Below are 18,716 nucleotides of genomic sequence, written 5' to 3'. Positions count from 1 at the left end.
ACAGCGGACGTCCCCCTCCGCACCTGTCTGCGGACCAGCAGGACCTACCGGTGGTAGGTGGTCGGGGAGTTGTGGGTGACGCCGGTGGCGGCGAACGCCGTCACGCGCTGCTGGAGCCGGCGGACCGCCTCCGCGGTCACGGGCGCGCTCGGCTTCGTCTGGGGCTTGGGTCGGTTCATGACGTGCCTCCATCACTTCGGTTTCTCGACGGTGCGGATGCAGCCGCCGTGCCCCGCCGCTGCAAGCGGCGGGTGGTCAGTGTTCGGTGGCGGAAAGGAGACTGCCGACGACGGCACTGCAGAGGATCACGTAAACGATCACGGCGATCCGCTGCCTCACTGCGTCACCACCAGGTCCGGGTCCTGCGGGGCCCGGTCGGCGGCGCTGATATTCCGCGACACCTGGCGTTCGACCAGCAGGACTCGACAGACGCGGGCGAGAGCCCGCATGTGAATCCAAGCCCCGAGCCGCCCCTCACCGGGTCCGTGCAACAGGAGGAGCCCGGCGTCCGTACAGGCTTGGCTGCCACCGTCCCGCTCGCAGAGCAGGAGCTGGAGGTAGCCGTGCAGAAGGGCTGTGGCCTCCTGTACGGTGCCGCCCTGTATCCGGTAGGTGTTGGGCGTGAGGACACGGACGCACAGGGTGCGCATGGTGGCCGCGTGTACCGGTGCCGGGGTGGCGGCCTTGGTCGTCATGCCGGGTGTCCCGCACCCGCCTCCCGCATCCCGATCGCCCGATCCACCTGCGCGTCCAGGACCTCCAGCTCGGCGGGGGTGAGGACCAGGGTCGTGGTCTCGGTGGTGCCGTCGAGTCGGTGCAGCGCGATCGGCAGCGTGGCCTGCTGCTCGCCGTGGTTGTCCGTGATGTCGCGCCGGACCGTAGTTGCGTGGGTGATCACGAGGGCTCTCCCGGGGGCTGTCTGAGCGGGGGATGGAGTTCAGTCAACTCCGGCGAACGGATCCCCGAACAGGGCATTCCGCTAGGCACGTTGTAGGCACGAGCTAGGCAGAATCCCGCTAGGCTTCCGGGCGCCCAACTCGACCAGCGGACGGCGGGATGATGGCGAACGAGACCCTGCGCCGACTGAGGCGCGAGCAGCGATGGACACAGGCGCAGGCGGCCCAGCGGGTATGCGCACAGGTCCAGGCGGCCACGGGCCGTGACCCCGAGCTCGATGCGAACTGGATCTCCCGGCTGGAGCGCGGAGCGATCACCTGGCCCTCAGGCGACTACCGGGCCGCGCTGTGCGCGGTGTTCCAGGTCGGTAGCGAGGCAGAGCTGGGCTTGCGCCCGAAGGGGGAGGCAACAGGCGCAGCCTCCGGGCAGGACGCCTCGTCGGCGCCCGCCGACGACGTGAGTAGCCTCTACGCCGACACCGAGCTGTCGGCCCGGCTCGCCCGACACGCAGCCGCGACCAACGTCAATGGGTTGGTGCTGGAGCAGTTCGATGCCGACGTGGAACGGCTCGCCAGAGACTTCGTCAGCCGGCCCCTGCCCCTGCTGGTCCCGGAGATCCGCTCCCTGCGCACGGACGTGTTCCGATTACTCGAGGGACGCCAGCATCCTGGTCAGACGCGGCACCTGTACGTGCTCGCAGGATGGTTGTCCGGCCTCGCGGCGCACGTGTCCCTCGACCTCGGCCACCAGCCCTCCGCCTCCACCCATGCGCGGACGGTGGTGCAGTGCGCGGAAATCGCGGAACACCCGAGACTGCGAGCCTGGGCCCGCTCGTTCCAGTCGCTGGCCGCTTACTGGACGGGCGACTACAGGCGAGCCGCAGATCTGGCACGGGCCGGACGCGAGGACGGGCGAGGGCCGGGCTCAGGAACGCTCACGGCACGAATGCTGAGCCTGGAGGCCCGTGCCCTCGCAGCCCACGGAGACGGCCGCAGCGCGTTGCGTTCCCTCGCACTGGCCCATGAGGCCCGCAGCAGCGCGGAACGAGATGAACTGCCAGGCGTCTTCGCCTTCCCCGAGGCCAAGCAGTGGGCCTATACGGGCACCACGCTGCTTGCCATCGACGGGGACGTACAAGTCCAGCGGGCGATAGCGGCGTCCAACCGCGCGGTGGAGCTGTACCAGGCCGGGGCTGAAGGCGACAGGTCCTCCGGAGACCTGCACGCCGCGCATCTGGACCTGGCGACCGCATACCTGGCGAGCGGCGAAGTGGAAGGAGCCGGTATCGAACTCGCCGCGGTCCTCGGCGCGGATCAGTACACCGCGAGCATCACCATCAGGCTTCGCAAACTGGGCACGCTCATCGGCAGCGGGCCGTACCGTGACTCACGGCCGGTGATCGATCTTCGGGAGCGCATCCGCGAGGTAACCGACCGGCCCGCTCTCGTCAGCACACCCACGGAGCCGCGATGACCACCCAGCCCACGAACGACCCTTCGGTGACCGACCGGCACCTGCTCTCCACCCGGGCGTACGGTACCGGCCAGCACCTTGCCGCCCGCCAGTCCCTCTACCAGTGGCAGACCCCGCGACACGACCTTCCCGGCATCGTCGTCGACGAGCTGGTCGGCGTCCGTGGGGCAGTTGCGGACGTGGGCTGCGGCAACGGCAAGTTCGTACAGCGGGTCCGCGCCGACCGGCCGGACCTGACCGTTCTCCCCATGGACATCTCTCCCGGCATCGTGGCAGACGTCGCCGGTGCCGTGGCCGGCGACGCGCAGAGACTCCCGATCGCGGACGGGGCCTTGGGCGCAGTACTGGCCATGCACATGCTCTACCACGTCGAGGACCAGCCCCGAGCCGCCCAAGAGCTGGGTCGTGTCCTGGCCCAGGGAGGCATTGCCATCGCGTCCACGAACAGCCGGACGGACAAGCAGGAACTGGAGGACCTCTGGAGACGAGCCGCTGGCGACGTCCTCGGCGTCGCTGAGGGACCGGCACGCGTCCAGCTCTCAGCCCGCTTCACCTTGGAAGACGCCCCGGTCATCCTGGACGCCGTCTTCGATGATGTCCGCACCATCCCTCTCCCAGGCGTGATTGAGGTGACCGACGCCGCGCCGGTGGTCGCCCATCTGGCCTCGTACGAGGCATGGGCCGACCAAATGGGCGTGCCGTTCAAGGAAACGATCGAACGGGCCCGCGAAAGGGTAGGCGAGACCATCCGGACAGAGGGCGCGTTCCGAATCACCTGTCTCGGCGGAATCCTGGTCTGTCGCGCGGCGGGCGCGTAGGCCGCGGCCTTCCGCCCAAGGAGCGCTCAGGGGCCCGGCTTGAAGAGGTCGAGGATGGGGAGGTAGCGAGCCCAGTTGCTGCCGAACAGCGCCATCATGATCAGCACTGCCCAAGCGGTTCCTGCGGCAACCGTTGCCATGTCGGGAAGGCCGAGGAAGGCCAGCCCGACGACGCCCCCGGCGATCAGCACGACAGCTGCAGCTACACGGAGCACCTCTCGGTCGCGGACCGGCTGCTTGCCCTCCAGCGCAGGCTTGGGGAGGAGAGATCCGATGTGGCCGGCCACATGTTGCTCGGCGATCGTCGCGGCCAGACCGGCGATCTCGCTGAGCACCGCCGCGTGATCATCGTGTCCCAAGGTGGCCTCTGCTTCGCGTAGCTTGGCGACCACCTGACCGGCGTGGACCTTCAGCTCTCGGCGCCGGGGGGACAGGAAGGCAACGGTCCCGGAACGGCGATGGGCCCGCATCACGTCCCCCTCAAGGCGGCGCAACGCCGTCCCAACCGCGGACAACTTCTCCGCCCGCTGAGCATGGCTGGCGCCATACGCCTCGGAGCAGGCTCTGATCGTTGCCTTGCACTCCAAGGTGAGCAGGTTGCGGACGAACGGCAGACCGGCCCCTCTCGTCTTCACGCACAGCTTCATGAGCAACGTGACCGTAATTGCCCACGCCGCGGCCCAGCGCCAAGGCGGGTCGTGCTCGCGGTAGAGGCCCAGCACGATGACGAAGTACGCGACCGCGAGATAGGCAAGCATGGTCGCAGCGAGCATGAAGACGAACCACGGGACTTCCGCTGCGTACGTGTGCCGTAGAGCTACCTTCAGTCGCGGTGGAATGGGCCACCATCCGTATCCCAGCCGATCAAGGTCGGCGCGGAGTTCCGCTATCGCCTCGTCGCCCCAGCGCCGTGCGCGCCGGCCCCACCGCGCCCGTAACGAGATGTTCAGACTCATGGCTGCGAGCATGCCACCCATCACCGACAGTGGTTGCCTCGCGACTGATGCCGGTTCCATCAACAGCACGGTCGACAGCCCTCTCTGCTGACCTCGCACGAGGGCGAACCTCATTCTGAAACGGCCAGTATCGGGGCCCTGCTGCGGGGAGATGAGCCATGGCCAACAGGCGCTCTTACGCCTATGGAGTTCCTCACCCACACTGGCGGCCGACACCAGGGGGAGGAAACGGGTGGCAGCTTGTAAGCCGAAGCGTCGGTCGTCCCGGCGTAAGCGCAGGGACGACCGGCTCGCTGCGGGAGCCGTCGGAGGTATCGCTGTCCTCGGCGTGCTCACGTCGTCATGGGCCGTGATCTGGCCCTACCTCGTCGGGACTCTGGTCATCGGGGCGGTGACCGCGGGAGGCTGGTGGCTGTGGAAGACCGACCGGCTCCTCCGCACCCGTGACCGGACGTGGCGCCATCAGGACGCGGTCAACACTGGCCACCGGACGCTCACCGAAGTCGACGCGATGGACGGAACGGACTTCGAGGAGTTCGTGGCCGGCCTGTGCCGACGGGACGGATGCACCGACGTGCGCCGGGTCGGTCGCTCGCACGACGACGGCGCGGACGTCCGGGGACGACTTCCCGACGGCCGGACCATGGTGATCCAGTGCAAGCGCTACAACCCGAAGCGGAAGATCTCCAACAGCGAGGTCCGCAACCTCCTCGGCTCCCAGGTCCACTTCGGCGCCGACGTCGCGATCTTCGTGACCACCACCTACTTCAGCGGCCCCGCCGAGCGCTGCGCCGTGCAGAACGGCGTCATGGCCGTCCACCGCGACCACCTCGGCCTGTGGAACAACGGCGCCGCACTGTCCGCCCTCGCCTCTGTCAACGGCTCCGGCCAGGGAGACCGCCAACACCGCGCCCGCCGGAAGAAGACGTACGGATAGCCGGAGAGCCCCGGATTCTTCCGTTGACGGCCTCCAGGAGTCGTCGGACTGGCTCAATGGACCCATGGAGATCGGGGAGCACTGGGCCTATCGAGCAAGGCCGAAGGAACTGTGTGGTGCACTGCGCCGAGTGGAGATCGTCAGAGTGGGCGGCGCCGGCAGATCCGGGAGCGTCCACGTGCGCTTCCTGGAGGGTGACGCGGCCGGCCTCCAGGAATGGGTGAGCCCCAGCTGTCTGCTCGTCCTCTGGGCTGACGTGGACTCCTTCCGGGCGGACGACGCGGCGGAGCTGGCCCTGGCGGAGGCATCGAGGGCAGTGCGGGGAAGCGCCGAATTCGAGGCGGCCCGGATGATCCTCGGCTTCGTCCGGCCCAAGGGCCGACTACGCCTACGCAAGGCGGTAGCCGACGCGGGCGTCCTGGAGCTCGGACACCTCGACGAGACCGCGCCACTCGTCGGCATGGACGCTGCCCAACTGCGCAACGACCCCATGCTCCACGAGGACCGCAAAGGCTGCTTCCTTGCGGGCTGGCCGATCACCGAACGGATCGCACGCCAAGCCGCCCAGCGGCTGGCCGACGAGATCCTCCTGGAGGTCGACCAGCGCCAACAGGCCATGGAAGAGGAACGTGACCGATCTCGCTGGTACGGCTACCAGCGCCGGGACGACCGGAAGCTGGACGCGGAGAAGGAAGCCCTGCGCACGGTGCGGGAATGGTGCGGACAGGAGAAGGCAGAGCGCCACGACGAACTGGTGGCCCTGAGGGAGGAAGTGCTACGACTCGGGGAACTGGTCGAGCGTGCCGTGAAGGCGCTCCGCGACCGGGGCCACGGCGTCATCGCCTCCACCATTGAGCGCGACCTGGGCGTCCATATCTCCAGCCTTGGTCCAGACGTTCGTCGCTGAACGCCCGCGAGCGCTCTGCCTCCGGCCGCACCTCCGGCTGGGCCGGCCCGGGCTTCGCCGACGGCTTCTCCTTCTCGGGACGATGCGGGTGCCAGCCGTCGAGGAACGGACGGAGCTGGTCACCCGTCGGCTCCGCGTGGAAGTTCCGCCCGCGCAGCCCCTTGCGGCTCAGGACGGGATCCAGCCGGTCTGCCTCTGACCGCCCCCACGCCGACCACTCCCGAAGGCTCCCTGCCTCGACGGGGTCACCCGCCTGATCCGCGGCCTCGTCCAGCGCGTCGCAGAAGGCCCGCATCTCACCGGCGGCTCGCCACTGGTCCAGCGCCGTCCCGAACGTCTCGGCTCGCGCCGCGTCCACCGCCTTGATCGAAGCCACGCTGACCGCGGCCTCCCAATTCTCCTGACGACTCTGCCGCTTCTCCGCTTCCAGCCGTTGGCGCTCGGCTTCCTGCCTCGCGCGCTCCTCCTGTAGCCGACGCTGCTCCGCCTCGCGTTCCTCCCGCAGGCGGCGCTGTTCCGCCTCGTACTTCAGCCTGGCCCGCTCCTGCTCTTGCGCACGGGCCTTCAGCACCTTGAAGACCTCGTCGATCTGGTCTTCCAGCCGCTTCCTGTCTGTGTCGGCCCACTCCTTGTTGATGCCGAGGCGCAACTCGAGCTCCCCGGAGGGCTCGAACCGGTGCGCTGGCGTCACTCGCTGCCAGTCGTACGTGCGCAGGCCCGGTTGCTTGGGCACGTACCGGACCTGTCGCTGCCGCTCACGGAAACTGATCTCGTACGTGATGCCATGGACAGTGAGCAACGGCCGCGGCTGCTTCCGCTTTCTGGACACCGTGATCTCACCATGGAGGGCGAAGGCCCGCTCGGCGAACAGCCGGAGCAGTGACAGAGCCCGGGGGAGAACCTCCTCTGAGACTTCGAAGGCACTGTGGTCCTTCTCGACCGCGGCGATTACATCGTCGATGTCGGTCAGAGTCCTGCTGCGCGCGAGCCTGATGCGGTTCCACTCTGTGTCATCCTGGCCGCTCACTCGCAGCAGCCCGAAGCAGATGTCCCCCTTGGCTCGCCCGGTGTACTTCAGGTGGTACCCGGCAGGAGGGCACTGCCTCGCGGCATCGAAGGCCCGCCGGTACCGAGCCCGCTCCGCCTCACCCGGATCTGGGATGCGCAGGAAGCGCCCGGCCTGCTGCACCTCCGCGATCAAGGCCGACCCGATGTCCGCTAGGGAGGGCTGCCGAGCCTTGGGCACACGCTGAACACGAGGTTTCGGTTTGGCTGGAGTCTCGGGCTCCGGAGGCTCAGGCTCCTGGGGAGCAGTGGCGGCCGCCGTTGTACGGGTCCTCCGTGGCGTGGGTTCGGGCCGGTCTGGGTGATGGCCGTGCTGGAGGTAGAACCGCCCCGCCTCGGCGATCTCCGCCTTCCATCGCCCACCTTCCTGCGGCATGGTGATGAGGCCCCGCTCTTTCAGGACCCGTGCGGTGCGGGCGAGGTCCGGGAAGTCAGAGGTGACGGGTGCAGTGCCCTCTCCGATGCGTGTGAGGAGGGCAAGCTGGCGATCGTTGAGCGGCGTCCAACGGTGCATGCGATCGTCGTACCGTCTCTCCTCATGCCGATTCAAGTCGTTTGGCAGCCCAGATACCAGTCACCATAAGGTGGCGTCGTCATCATCATCGTGACTCCCCACCCCGCTGATGGCGGCGCCCTTTTGGCAGGAGTCTTCGTGGATGAGGTCCCGCCGTTGCTGACCTCAGCAACGGCAGTGGGAGAAGCCGATCTTCGCACGCGCATGAGACCTGGATCTTGGGCTGCTGACCGCAGCAGGTTCTTGGTCGGCTGGCGGTACCGCAGTCACACCCGCACTGAACAGGGAAAACGGTGCTTCATGCAGCTCTCGGGTGGGAGCTGGTCGGGAAATGGGCCGGATCTTGGTCTGGCGGGCGCGCACTCGGGCTGCGCCTCGGCAGCAGGGGAGCGGTCTCGACGACGCTTCTCTCCCTGATACCAGCTGCCAGCCGTGTCAGAGGTGTGAGGGAGAATCCGCAGCTGTACGGCAGGCGCCGCGGAGCGGAGCCGAGATAGGGGCGGGGCTGTGACGGAGAATGAAACCCTCTTCCGGGGGCCGCTGGGGGATATGGCGCAGAGTGAAGCGGGCTCTGTAGGAGTCCATCCGGCAGACCTCTACATGGCGGCGGTCAGCTGGTGGTCTGCGGCCGTGGCCCCTGCGGTCTCGATCGCTTCGTGGCCGAGCGCCCCGGTGACGGTATGTGCGGCGGGATGGTTCAGAGGGCGATTCGCTGCATGGTCTCCTTCACTGGCTTCTCGGCGAGTCGGCTCCTTTGGCACTGCACCACGATGTGACAAACCGCAGACTGCTGGGTGCGGCCTGCCACGCAACCCGGCGTGCCGAGAGGGCTGGCGTCGGTGCGCCCAGCTTCCTCCTGACGGGTTCACCGTTCACTGCAGGTCGTGGGGGCTCCCGTATCAGTATGTCGTTGGAAGGGCCCATACGGCAGGCGTGGGACGGCCGGCACAGTCTGCCGCCCCGCGGAGTTGGACGCTACCGGTCGGGCAGGCCCGGACCTCAGTTCGGGTCACTGTGGGAGGTGTCTGCGCGGGAGTGGCGCGGTTTCTTGGCGACCGACGCGGCCACGTACTCGCGCCTCCAGCACTTCTCCCGCCGCTCAGTGCCTGCCCGGTGCACGGACCCGGAGCCGGGCAGCTGGCGCCACGAGCTGGCAGCGGCATACGGCTGGGCCTTCAACACCCGGCCCGAACTGACCTACACGCGCCGTGCGCGCCGACAGTGGCACATGATCCGCACGGCCGTACATCACTGGGAGGACCTTCCCGATCAGCACGCCGACTTCTTCGTCCGGATCGGCGATCACGTCTCCCGCATCGCGGGAACACTCGCCACCACCGAACGCACCGCCATCCACAGTGCCCACGTGGAGTCCGCCTGGTCGCTGACCCGCCGTGCCGTCCTGGACACTGCAGAACTCGCCGCGATGGACCGCAGCGCGGTGGAGCAGTTCATCAAGGACCTGGACGAGACGCTTTCCGACATCGAGCCGGAGGAAGGGCAAGCCGCGCCGATCCGCCCGGTCCAACCTGAACACGGCTCCTCGCGGCCATGAGGGAGCGGCCGCCACGGACAGCAGCAGGCGACCGGCAGCAGCAGCGTGCGCAAACTCAAGGAGTGGTACGAGGACCAGTGCCAGATGTGCGCGGCTGTGTTGGTACTGCCCTCACCTCGCCACCGGTACAGCGAAGCCGCCCACATCCGGGCGAGGGAGGACGACGGCCCCGACGTGGTCGAGAACCTGTTGTGTCTCTGTCCGAACTGTCATGTCCTCTTCGACGCGGGCGCACGGATTCTGACCGACGACCTCGAAGTCGTCGACACCGTGACAGGCCGACCCGGGGAGCGGATCCGGCTCCACCGATGGCACTTCATCGACCTCGATTTCGTGCGCCACCATCGTCGGCGCTGGACCGGCGATGAGCGTGGCGGCGCTCTCTTGGACTGAGACGGAGGCGCGATGACAGGCACCTTGACGATGCCTCCGCCGCCATGGCCGGCTGTGCCGTCGTGCCATGGGCAATGCCAGTGCGTCGGCCGGCGTGCTCGTCCTTTCGCGTGTGTCGTTGAGGGCATCGTGCGAAGATACTGATCGTGGCGGGAAAGAGCGGTGTGGTGGTGCGGTCGTCGGGAAAGGTTCCTCCCGCCCTGCACGTTCCTCCGTCTGGCAGCGTTGCGCCGCCCGTTGTCACCAAGGTCGACTACCTGCCGTTGGACCAGCTTCCGTGGCCGGATGTGGAACGCCTTTTTCTGCGACTTGCGGAACGCAGCGGACGGGCGGAGTGCGCGGAGCTGTACGGAACGCCAGGGCAGGGCCAAGAAGGCATTGACCTGTTCGTCCGCAACACCCGCGAGACCGACGCACGCTCCTCGACAGATCCCGAGCGTCGTTACACGACCCTTCAGTCGAAGCACGTGAAGACGCTCAGTCCGGCGAAAATTGTCCAAGCGGTGGACAAGTTCCTGAGAGGTTCCTGGGCCGAGCGCTCGGAAGTATTCGTCTATGCCACCACCCATGCCCTGCGTCCCATCAAGCTGGCCGAGGAGCTCAACCGTCAGGCGGACAGGCTGGAGCAGAAGGGGATCCGGCTTGAGCGTTGGGGACGCGAGTCGGTCAGCGACCAGTTGCGCCAACTGCCCGAGGTAGTTGACGACTTCTTCGGTCGATCATGGGTAGCCCGGTTCTGTGGCCCTGAGGCAGCGGAGACACTGGCAGACAGAATGTCTGGTCAGGACGTTACTGAACTGCGTACCCGCCTGCGCAGCCTTTATCGAGCATCCTTCGCCTTGCAGGACACCGGGGCAGTGCTCCTGAACCCGGCCATGTCCACGCACGCGCCTGCACCGCTTGAGTACATCACATTGGACATCACCGACAGCGGCGGGGACTCCGCGGTCGGCAGCCGTGCGGACACTGAGGACTATCAGATTCAGGCGGACGATCACACGGTCGGGCACCGCCCACTCAGAGATGGCGACGAGGACTCGGTACGCACAGGGGAGAAGACCTTCGGGAGCGAGCTCTCTTGGCAGGGGCGGGACGAGGTGCCCGCCGTGGACCGCATGCTCCAACTCAACCGAGTCGAGGAGGACCTGGGTGGACCGGACGTTACTCGCAGGGCCTGCGACGAGTGGCTGGCCGCCGGCGATCTGTCGGTTGTGGTCGGCGGGCCCGGTGCAGGCAAATCGAGACTACTGCGTTTCGTCGTGTCCGACCTGTTGGATGAGTCGCCCCGTTCATCAGCCCTGGCCGGCAAGTTCGGCTCGAGTCTGCCGGTGTGGCTTCCCTTCTCATTCCTCTGCGAATACCTCAAAGAGGACGCGGAGCGGTCGATTGAGTCCGCTGTCCGGGCCTGGCTCACTAGATACTCAGCGCAGCACCTGCACAGCTTGGTCGCACGCGCCCTGGCCGACGACCGGTTGCTGTTGGTAGTCGACGGCCTGGACGAATGGACTGACGAGGACAGCGCCCACCCTGCCTTGACCCTCCTTGAAAACTTCATCCGCAGCCGCAATGTTGATGCCATCGTTTCCAGCCGCCCCTATGCTCTGCGCCGTCTGATGGCACTGGCCGGCTGGCGTGTGGGGAACCTGGCTCTGTTGTCCGAAGCTCAGCAGCAGCGCATGGCACGGGCCGCTTTCGCCAGGGCCGGTTTGGCCGAGCTAACTACATCTGAAGACCCTCAGAGCCCGAGCGGGGCCGCGCAACGGCTCAAAACAGACACCGCTGACCGTTTCTTGGATGAGGTTAAGGCCGTAGCCGACTTGAGCACCCTGGCTACCGTGCCGCTGTTCCTGCTGATGCTGGCTGGGATGTGGTCGAATGGGCCGCTGCCCACACGGCGTATGGAAGCCCAACGACGGCTGGTCGATGTGCTGGTCGAGGAGCACCCTGCAGTCCGCAGACGGGATATGCGCCGATCCGGCAACGGACTGGACACCCGGGAAATTCGCCAGGTTCTGGCCGCTGTCGCCTACGAACTGCGTCAGGCCGAGACAGGGCCTGCTGCCAGCATCCGCGTGTGGCGCGCTAGCGTGGTCCGGGCACTGTGCGATGACGACCTGCTCGGTTACGACCCTGCGGATGCCCGCCGTTTGGCCCCGCAGATCATGGAGACAGCCGAAGGCGATCTCGGCATCCTGGTCGCTCAGGGAGCCGGCACCTTGGGTTTTGTCCATCGCGCCGTCGCCGAACAGCTCGCCGCTGAGCACCTGACGACCCTACCCCTGGCCGATCAGAGGGAAATCGTCCGATCCAGAGTGGGCAGCCGTTCCTGGCGCGATGTGCTCCTTGCTCTACTGGCCGGCCAGGGACGCCCAGGCGAGGTTGCCGACCTGCTGCAGACGGCCACCAGCGCAGGGCCGGAGCACTCACCAGAAGGAATGGCCGGCCATGAGCTGGTCGCAGAGGCTCTGGCAGCTGGTGTCCGTATGCTTCCCCGCGATGCCACACGCTTCGCCCGGATCCTTTGCGACCGCGTCGAACGCCACCCCTGGATGCCCCATAGGGCGCGTCTAGTCGCTGCCCTCACCGGCGCCCTAACCGATACGACCGCGAGTCGAGTCTTGCTGCCATGGTTCGCGCGCAAAGCCATAGCCACCACGGACGACCCGAGCGCGTACTGGGCTCTGCGCCGCGGGGACATCGCCGTACCAGACGCTGAGGCGATCTTGCTGCGGGCTTTGGAGCATCCGTCCTCCAGCGTCAAGCACGCCTCCGCTCAGGCTATTGCCCAACGCGTGAGCGGCTCCGAGGCAGTGGCGCAAGCCTTGGCCCTGGTGGTCCGTTCAGGAAGCGAGACCCGCACCCAAGCCGCCGCACTCGAAGCACTGGTCACCGGCTGGCCCGGCCACCCCCAGACGACGGAGCTGGTCTCTTGGGGCCTGAAACAGGGAGCCGTTGGCATCTGGGCAGTCGCCCTGCGCGCACACCGGGCGCTTCAGGGCGATACCTCAGCCCCCGCCTGGGATGAGAACGACCGCCAGCGGTTGCTCAGCCTGCTCGAACGGGACTCGGTAGGGGAGGCCTGGGACCTCGTCATAGCGGAGATGGTCAGCGAAGCGGCCCGGGACGATGAGCCCGTGCGAGACCTCTGCCTCGACATCCTGTCGGGCACCCCAGGCCACCCCGGCACTCCCGGATCGCGGGAGCTCGCTTGGTGGGTGCTGCTCACCGCGTTCCCGCACGACCCGAAGGCGGTCAGATGGGTGGCCCGCGAAATCGCCTCCGACGAGTATTTCCCCTATGCCCTGGCCAACGCGCCTGCAAGCTGGGCGGATGAGCTCACCATCCGCGACGCCGCTCAGACGCGCCTGTTGCGCGAGGCCGCCCACCTCGGCGACGACGCTTATAACCTGGCTCGGCTGGCCAGGACTGACCAAGTCCGCGACCACCTGATCGACGCGCTCGACGCCGCCTTCGGCACAGCTACGGCGGCGCGGGCCCTGCAACACCACTACGGCGATGACCCCACCGCCCGAGAAGCACTGCTACGCAAGATCAACGGGCCTGCTGAGGAAGCGGTGCCCTTTGTGGAGGTCGTCGCGGCAGTCCTGGGGCCCGAGCGAGGAATCGAGCGTCTGGTCCAGCTGATCCAACAGCGCCCCCAGAAATACCTCGAGCACGCTATCGCCGCCCTGGGCAGACTCTGGATCGACTGCAAGAACGCCGCACGGGGCGAACCCTCCCCGTTCCAGCGCACAGAGGCCGAACGCGCCCTGGTACGTCACGATGCACGCTCTCTAGCCAGCCTGTGCCTTGACGCGGTGCCGAGCGAGGACTTTGGCACCGCGCGCGGTTGGATCATCGGGGCGTGGCCAGAAGTCCCCGAGGTCTTGGTCTACGCCCGCCAGTGTCTGAGCGGGGCCTCTCCCGAGGCTGGTGCTGTATTGATCGGCTACGGCCCGGTCAGCAGTCCAGAAGCCGTGCAGATCGTCGCAGAGGCGACGTCCCTGCTCAACCCCCTCCCACCCTCCCTACGGATGCTGATCGCCCGGCAGCTCACACGGCGCGGCATCGACGCGGGCATCGTGATCAAACTGCTGAAGGACTGGCGCCACGACACATCAGGTCCCGTGCGTCGGGCTGCCGGTACGGCGCTCGCCCGCGGGCTCGCCTCCGTCTCTTCCACGGCGCCGACCGCTGATGGCGCCCTGGATTCCGCCACGACGCAGCACGCACACCAGCAACAGGCACTCCCGCGCCTGCGTTCCGAGTGCCGAATTGAAATGCTCTCCCACGATCTTGAGACGGGCGATGACCGTCGCCGCACTGCCTGGGCGATCATGCTCCTGCTCAACGATGTCACCCTCCTACAGGGCGTTGTGGAACGCTACGACGGCCGGCCCGCCACCGTCGAACTTGACGATCCCCTGTCCGGCTACGACCGTCAGTTGACCGACCTGATCGCCAGCCACTGGAAGGCGCTGCAAGACCAGAGCGACAACCGATTGCCCGAGCGCCTTGCTGGACGACTCCGTCGCAACCCGCCAGATCTCACAGGCGTTTGGTCAGCTCTGGCGAACGCCGCCATTAGCCACCCGGGCCTCGACCGCGCACTGAACAATGCCGTGCACGACGACCCTAAACTCCTGCGAGACACGGGTGTGTTTGCCTGGTACGCCGAAGCCAATCCGGAAGATCCGTGCCTGCTCAAATATGCAGCCCAGGCAGCCCAAGCCGAGAACGATCCCCAGCCCGTTCTCACCGTGGTGAAGAGAATCCGCCTTACTGACGTCCACCGCCGCGACCTGCTGGAGCTTCTGGTCCATCCAGCGAGTACCAACCCGTCACGGCAACTGAACAGCGATGACGATATCGATATGGCTGTCACCGGCTGGCGGCGCATCGCCTTGGCCCGGCTCCTGCCCGATGACCCGCACGCCCACAGTCTCTATCGCAAGGTGCAAGAAGAGCCGGCTAGCGGCTACCGGCTGGGCTGGACCTGGCCCGAGGCCATCGCCGTGACGATCAATCTTGCCCCGGCCGCCCAAGTGCCCGACCTCATCCTGCGCTTCGCCGAGCGTCTACAGCGCCGAGCCGTCACCTTTGCTGGCCCCCATCTCCTCGACGCCGCTGCCCACCGCATCCGAAATGATCCCGACGCTGAGGAAGCTGTGATTGACGCCATCATTAGCCCCGATAACATGGATACCAGTGCGGTGGCATGGGGCTCCCGCAACCGCACCTACATCGCGGCATCCAGTGAGCCACTTCATCGACAGGTTCTTCTGGCCGGCATTCTGGCTACCGCGACCCGGCTTCCCGTCGACGTAGTCACAGCCCTGGCACCGCTCACTTATAGCGACTCCGTACTACATGACAACCCCCTGATGACACCTCGACCGATCAGATACGCCGTTCTGGATCTCCTCGACGCCGCTCGGTGATTTCAGCGCCTCCCACGAACTCTTAAGGGTCTTGCGGTCGACGACACATTCAGCGCCAATCAAGCCGGCCTGGCCGCAGTGCATGTGTGTGAGGCGGTTGATTCAGTCGCGCGGCTCCATGAGACCGCCGCGTGTCATCTCTTCTGCACGCAGAGGGTGGGTCGTGTCCTGCTACGTGACTCCCGGCGGCGGTCGCAGCCGAACGCTGCTCGGTATGAGCGCTGTACCGAGCAGCGGGTCCGGCGCGGCGCTGGGCTCAGGCGGCGTCGCGTGCGACGGACGGATGCCTTCGCGGGCCGAACGCGGTGTTGAAGGCGCGGCAGTGCGTCGTAGGTACGAGCAAGTACGGCGCGCCCGAGCCGGTTCGGACCGAGCGGGGGCCGGTCTCTCCCGCTGTGAGGGCGTCGTACGGGGTGAGGACGTCGAGGTTGTCGAACACGTAGTAGAGGGGCAGCTTGGTCCACGCGACGAGCTGGAGGTGCGCGTCGACCGCGGCGCTCTCGATCGCGTGACGGTGCGTCGCCCGACTTGTCATGCTGCTCTTGCAGTCGATCATTGCGACGCGGCCCTCTTTAGCGGCAAGGAGGTCGGGAGTCCAGCGGAGGGAGCTGTCGGTCTTTCGGAGTGCGGCTTGAACGGGCTGGGTGAGGACTCCCTGCCCCCACGGGTTGACCGCCCATCCCCGCGCGGTCAGTTCCTCGGCGATGCGCTGCTCGTGGGCGTCCCCCACGGCCTTCCTCTGCTGAAAGCTCGGCATGACGTGAAGTGTTGCGCAGCACGCTCCCGTCAAAACAAGAGGCAGACGCAGACCGGCCAGGCGGAACACCGCAGAAGCCGTCTCACTGTGTCCCGCTGTGTCCGCCTGCGTCCGGCTGTGTCTCACTGCGTCCGGACAACAATGGCCGGAAGTCATCCACGTCTGGCCCTCTTCGCCCGCAGAGCTGTGGGCGCCCAGTAGAGCGAGGTGGCCCGTGTATCCACGCGTTGACCGTTCGAAGGCTTCGGGGAGCTGTCCGGCTCCCCGAGGGCCTGACAGGAGTCGTGATCAGCGAAGGCGGAGACGGCGCATAGCCATGACGGTGCCGTCGGGGTGGAGAGAGACGGGACCGCGCCACTTGGCGTCCCAGGGGTCGGCGGGCCAGGAGTCGCGGAGGGCGTGGGCCTCGTGGCGGTACTGGTCGACCCTGCCGTCCCGGAGGTGGTCGAAGAGGTTCTCCGCCAGACCGGAGAAGGCCTCCACCCGGACGCCGTTGAGGCGGAACACATGATCGGTGCCCACGAACTTCCTGCCGTGGATGGTATGGGTGACGTCTTGGACGATGCCGGTGCCGGCGTGGGTGAAGGTCTCGAAGTGCCGCTTGCCTTGGCGCTTGGTGAGGTAGCGCGCTGTCGGTTCACCGCCGCCGGTGAACGCCATCAGACCTGCGGCATCGGCCTGGGCGAGAACGAACCAGCCGTGCTCCTCCGGCTGGAGGTGGTATCCGGGCAGCACGACCGGCTTCTCGACGTTCGTACGGGTCGAGGGCGAGTCGACCTGGACGTAGCCCTCTTCGTCGAGGTCGACCTGTCCGGTGCGCAGCTCCGCGCGCGGGGCGTGTCCGATGGCGATGAACAGGCCGGTGACGTCGAGCTCGCGGAGCTTGCCGCTGAAGGTGTCGCGCAGGACGACGCCGGAGAACATGCCGTTCGTGCCCCGTGCACGAGAACGGGCTGTACCTGGCCGTCACGACGGAGCTGGACTGCAAGCGATGCGACAGCGCCTCGCCTGGGACGCAGATTCACGCGGGTACGGTCTGGGTGATGCGCCACAGCCTGCGCTGAAGACCGCCTTCCTCGAAGGTGTGGACTTCCTCAAGGCGCCAGCCCTTGGCCAGGGCGTCGACCAAGTCGCGGGTGAAGAAGTGGAGAAGCCCTCACGAGCGAAGTTCAGCGCCTCGCCGCCGTGCCCGGTACCCAGCTCCAGAACCAACTGCGCGCCGGCGGCCCGGAACACGGCGGCAGCGCGAACGGCCAGCGTGGACGCGTCCTGGCCGTACATCTCGGGGTGTTCGCCATAGGTGGACTGCAGTGGTCGCGCTGCGCCTCGACCAGTGCGTCCTGCCTGTCCTCCGACATGTTGGCGTCCCTCTCTCTGCTGACCGTGTAAGGGGGCAGCCTAGAAGCCGACCACGTTCAGCCGGGCGCCCGGAACTCAGGTGTCCGTTCTCCGGTGTTGGTTCAAACGCTGGGCTCCGTCACCGCCTCGGAGGCGGTTGGCTGCGGAGTTCTCTCACCGTCGATGCTCGCGCAGTGCGTCACGCCATTCTCCCCTTTTCGAATGTGAGGGCGACGATGCCGGTGTGGACCCCTGGACATCAGTGTCCCTGGGAGTGGTCGGTGTGAGTGCCGTTGTCCTGGCCCGCTGTCGCCGAGGTGGGGACGGTGAAAGCGGCTGTGCGGACGGTGCCCTGGTGCTTGAAGTCCAGGAAGAGCCGGTAGGTGCCGTTGGTGGGGGCGGTGGCCATGAAGGAGACGGCGGGGCCGGGCTTGGTGGCGCCGTCGCCGGGCTCCCCTTCGGGGTGGACGTGGAGGTAGGCGAGGTCGCCGGCGCGGAGAGCGACGAGGTGGCCGTAGGCGCCGAGGTAGGGCTCGAGGTCGGTGACGGGCTTGCCGTACTTGGTGACGTTCAGGGTCAGGTTGCTCATCTTCCCCGCGGCGAGGTTGCCATCGAGCGAGACGGTGTAACCGTCGACCTCGGATGTGGTCTGTTGGGCGGGCAGAGCTCGGGGCTGGTAGGCGCCGGCGACGGCGAGGTCCGTGCCGAGGGTGAGGGCGGTGGCGTCCTTCTTGGCGGGGGTGAAGTCGGCGAAGACGCGGTAGTCGCCGGCGGCGAGCAGGTTGACGGGGGTGCTCCAGGTGCCGTCGGCGGCGCGGGTGGGGTGCAGGTGGCGGAAGGTGTTCAGCTCACGTGAGGCGACGATGAGGTGCAGTTCCTCGTCGTGAGCCCTGGTGTAATCGGTGACTGCCTTGCCGTTGTCGTCCTTGATGGCGAAACGCAGGGGCGCTTCCTGGCCGGCGGTCAGGCGAGGGGTCTGCACGTCGAGGGTGTAGCCGTCCTGTGAGACCTGCAGTCCGCCGGGAAGGTCCCCGGTGGTGGGGGCCGCACTGGTTTCGGTGTGTGAGGCGTGCTGCGCATTGCCGGTCCGGTCCGTGAGCGGTTCGGTGGCCGCCCCGAGGGTGTAGGCGGCGGTGAACGTGGTCGCGAGTGCCGCGCTGAAGAGTCCGATCTTGCCTGCCGTGTTCATGGCCGTCTCCTTTGGGGTGCTGGGTCGGCGGGTCTGCCGGCTGGTGCTACGGCAAACCACGATACCCCCCCGGGGTATTTCTGCAACCTGAGCCGATTGCTTGCCATCGGATAGGGGGAGGGGGTATATCTGAGTCATCGCTCGATACCCCCCAGGGGTATCGCCCTGAATGTTTGGAGACCGACATGTCCTCGTCCTGCTGCACCCCGAACAGCAGCTGCTCCTCCGCCGGCGCCGCCGACACGGTGGTCCTGGAGGGCGTCCGCACGGTGTACGCGGTCGCAGGGGTGACCTGCGGCCACTGCAAGGCCACCCTCACCACCGCGATCGGCGCGGTCGACGGCGTCAGCAGCATCGAGGTCGACCTCGCTTCCGGCACGGTCGCCGTCATCAGCGCGAGCACCCTGGACGACCAGGTGATCGCCGCCGTGGTCGACGACGCCGGTTACGAGCTGACCGGCCACGCGGCCTGAATC

15 protein-coding genes and 1 pseudogene are annotated in these 18,716 nt (G+C 67.3%); 8 read left to right on the top strand and 8 right to left on the bottom strand.

Going from position 1 to position 18,716, the window contains the following annotated elements; translation table 11 throughout:
* Window positions 1-44 precede the first annotated feature (44 nt).
* From ACFV7Q_RS17560 to ACFV7Q_RS17550, 3 genes are all read right to left on the bottom strand, one after another.
* Window positions 45-179: a hypothetical protein gene (locus tag ACFV7Q_RS17560; protein ID WP_385429264.1), complete on the bottom strand. Its 135-nt coding sequence runs from the start codon at window positions 177-179 to the stop codon at window positions 45-47.
* 156 nt (window positions 180-335) lie between these two features.
* Window positions 336-695, bottom strand: a complete 360-nt coding sequence (locus tag ACFV7Q_RS17555; protein ID WP_385429262.1) for a DUF6415 family natural product biosynthesis protein — start codon at window positions 693-695, stop codon at window positions 336-338.
* Window positions 692-898, bottom strand: coding sequence for a hypothetical protein (locus ACFV7Q_RS17550; protein WP_385429260.1), 207 nt, complete (start codon window positions 896-898; stop codon window positions 692-694). Before ACFV7Q_RS17550 ends, ACFV7Q_RS17555 begins: the two co-directional genes overlap by 4 nt.
* A 158-nt stretch (window positions 899-1,056) precedes the next feature.
* On the opposite strand from ACFV7Q_RS17550, the gene ACFV7Q_RS17545 reads away from it, so the two are divergent.
* Both ACFV7Q_RS17545 and ACFV7Q_RS17540 read left to right on the top strand, forming a co-directional pair.
* A complete protein-coding gene (locus tag ACFV7Q_RS17545; RefSeq protein WP_385429259.1) occupies window positions 1,057-2,370 on the top strand; it encodes a helix-turn-helix domain-containing protein in 1,314 nt (437 codons plus the stop codon).
* A complete protein-coding gene (locus tag ACFV7Q_RS17540) occupies window positions 2,367-3,188 on the top strand; it encodes a class I SAM-dependent methyltransferase (RefSeq protein WP_385429257.1) in 822 nt (273 codons plus the stop codon). The genes ACFV7Q_RS17545 and ACFV7Q_RS17540 overlap by 4 nt, the downstream gene beginning before the upstream one ends.
* A 26-nt stretch (window positions 3,189-3,214) precedes the next feature.
* Here the strand turns inward: ACFV7Q_RS17540 and ACFV7Q_RS17535 are convergent, their stop codons facing one another.
* Window positions 3,215-4,144, bottom strand: a complete 930-nt coding sequence (locus ACFV7Q_RS17535) for a hypothetical protein (RefSeq protein WP_246042507.1) — start codon at window positions 4,142-4,144, stop codon at window positions 3,215-3,217.
* A 328-nt stretch (window positions 4,145-4,472) separates the two neighbouring features.
* On the opposite strand from ACFV7Q_RS17535, the gene ACFV7Q_RS17530 reads away from it, so the two are divergent.
* Both ACFV7Q_RS17530 and ACFV7Q_RS17525 read left to right on the top strand, forming a co-directional pair.
* Window positions 4,473-5,081: a restriction endonuclease gene (locus tag ACFV7Q_RS17530; protein ID WP_385429255.1), complete on the top strand. Its 609-nt coding sequence runs from the start codon at window positions 4,473-4,475 to the stop codon at window positions 5,079-5,081.
* Window positions 5,082-5,145: 64 nt separating this feature from the next.
* The gene (locus ACFV7Q_RS17525; protein ID WP_385429254.1) at window positions 5,146-5,988 is read left to right on the top strand and encodes a PE-PGRS family protein; all 843 of its coding nucleotides are present in this window, start codon (window positions 5,146-5,148) and stop codon (window positions 5,986-5,988) included.
* Here the strand turns inward: ACFV7Q_RS17525 and ACFV7Q_RS17520 are convergent.
* Complete coding sequence (locus ACFV7Q_RS17520) at window positions 5,918-7,567, bottom strand: PE-PGRS family protein (protein WP_385429252.1); 1,650 nt, start codon at window positions 7,565-7,567, stop codon at window positions 5,918-5,920. The two genes, ACFV7Q_RS17525 and ACFV7Q_RS17520, sit on opposite strands and share 71 nt — an antisense overlap.
* 1,048 nt (window positions 7,568-8,615) lie before the next feature.
* Here ACFV7Q_RS17520 and ACFV7Q_RS17515 point away from each other — a divergent pair.
* From ACFV7Q_RS17515 to ACFV7Q_RS17505, 3 genes are all read left to right on the top strand, one after another.
* Window positions 8,616-9,122: a hypothetical protein gene (locus ACFV7Q_RS17515; RefSeq protein ID WP_385429251.1), complete on the top strand. Its 507-nt coding sequence runs from the start codon at window positions 8,616-8,618 to the stop codon at window positions 9,120-9,122.
* A 45-nt stretch (window positions 9,123-9,167) separates the two neighbouring features.
* Window positions 9,168-9,515, top strand: a complete 348-nt coding sequence (locus ACFV7Q_RS17510) for an HNH endonuclease (RefSeq protein WP_385429250.1) — start codon at window positions 9,168-9,170, stop codon at window positions 9,513-9,515.
* A 146-nt stretch (window positions 9,516-9,661) separates the two neighbouring features.
* Window positions 9,662-14,956, top strand: coding sequence for an NACHT domain-containing protein (locus ACFV7Q_RS17505; RefSeq protein WP_385429248.1), 5,295 nt, complete (start codon window positions 9,662-9,664; stop codon window positions 14,954-14,956).
* A gap of 256 nt (window positions 14,957-15,212) precedes the next feature.
* On the opposite strand, the gene ACFV7Q_RS17500 is transcribed toward ACFV7Q_RS17505, so the two are convergent.
* The 3 genes and pseudogenes from ACFV7Q_RS17500 to ACFV7Q_RS17490 form a co-directional block, all read right to left on the bottom strand.
* Window positions 15,213-15,713 (bottom strand): hypothetical protein, encoded by a 501-nt coding sequence (locus ACFV7Q_RS17500; RefSeq protein WP_385429246.1) that lies wholly within the window; start codon window positions 15,711-15,713, stop codon window positions 15,213-15,215.
* 288 nt (window positions 15,714-16,001) lie between these two features.
* A pseudogene (locus tag ACFV7Q_RS17495) lies at window positions 16,002-16,643 on the bottom strand (hypothetical protein); the annotation flags it as partial.
* A 667-nt stretch (window positions 16,644-17,310) separates the two neighbouring features.
* Window positions 17,311-18,240 (bottom strand): hypothetical protein, encoded by a 930-nt coding sequence (locus tag ACFV7Q_RS17490; RefSeq protein WP_385429244.1) that lies wholly within the window; start codon window positions 18,238-18,240, stop codon window positions 17,311-17,313.
* 185 nt (window positions 18,241-18,425) lie between these two features.
* On the opposite strand from ACFV7Q_RS17490, the gene ACFV7Q_RS17485 reads away from it, so the two are divergent.
* Window positions 18,426-18,713 carry a heavy-metal-associated domain-containing protein gene (locus ACFV7Q_RS17485; protein WP_385429242.1) on the top strand — a complete coding sequence of 96 codons (288 nt, stop codon included), beginning with the start codon at window positions 18,426-18,428 and terminating at the stop codon, window positions 18,711-18,713.
* The last annotated feature ends 3 nt before the right edge of the window (window positions 18,714-18,716 follow it).

Source organism: Streptomyces sp. NPDC059851 (assembly GCF_042732005.1).
In the GTDB taxonomy this organism is placed as follows: Bacteria; Actinomycetota; Actinomycetes; order Streptomycetales; family Streptomycetaceae; genus Streptomyces.
Note: the sequence above shows the minus strand (reverse complement) of the source record. Positions and strands in the feature narration are given on the sequence as shown.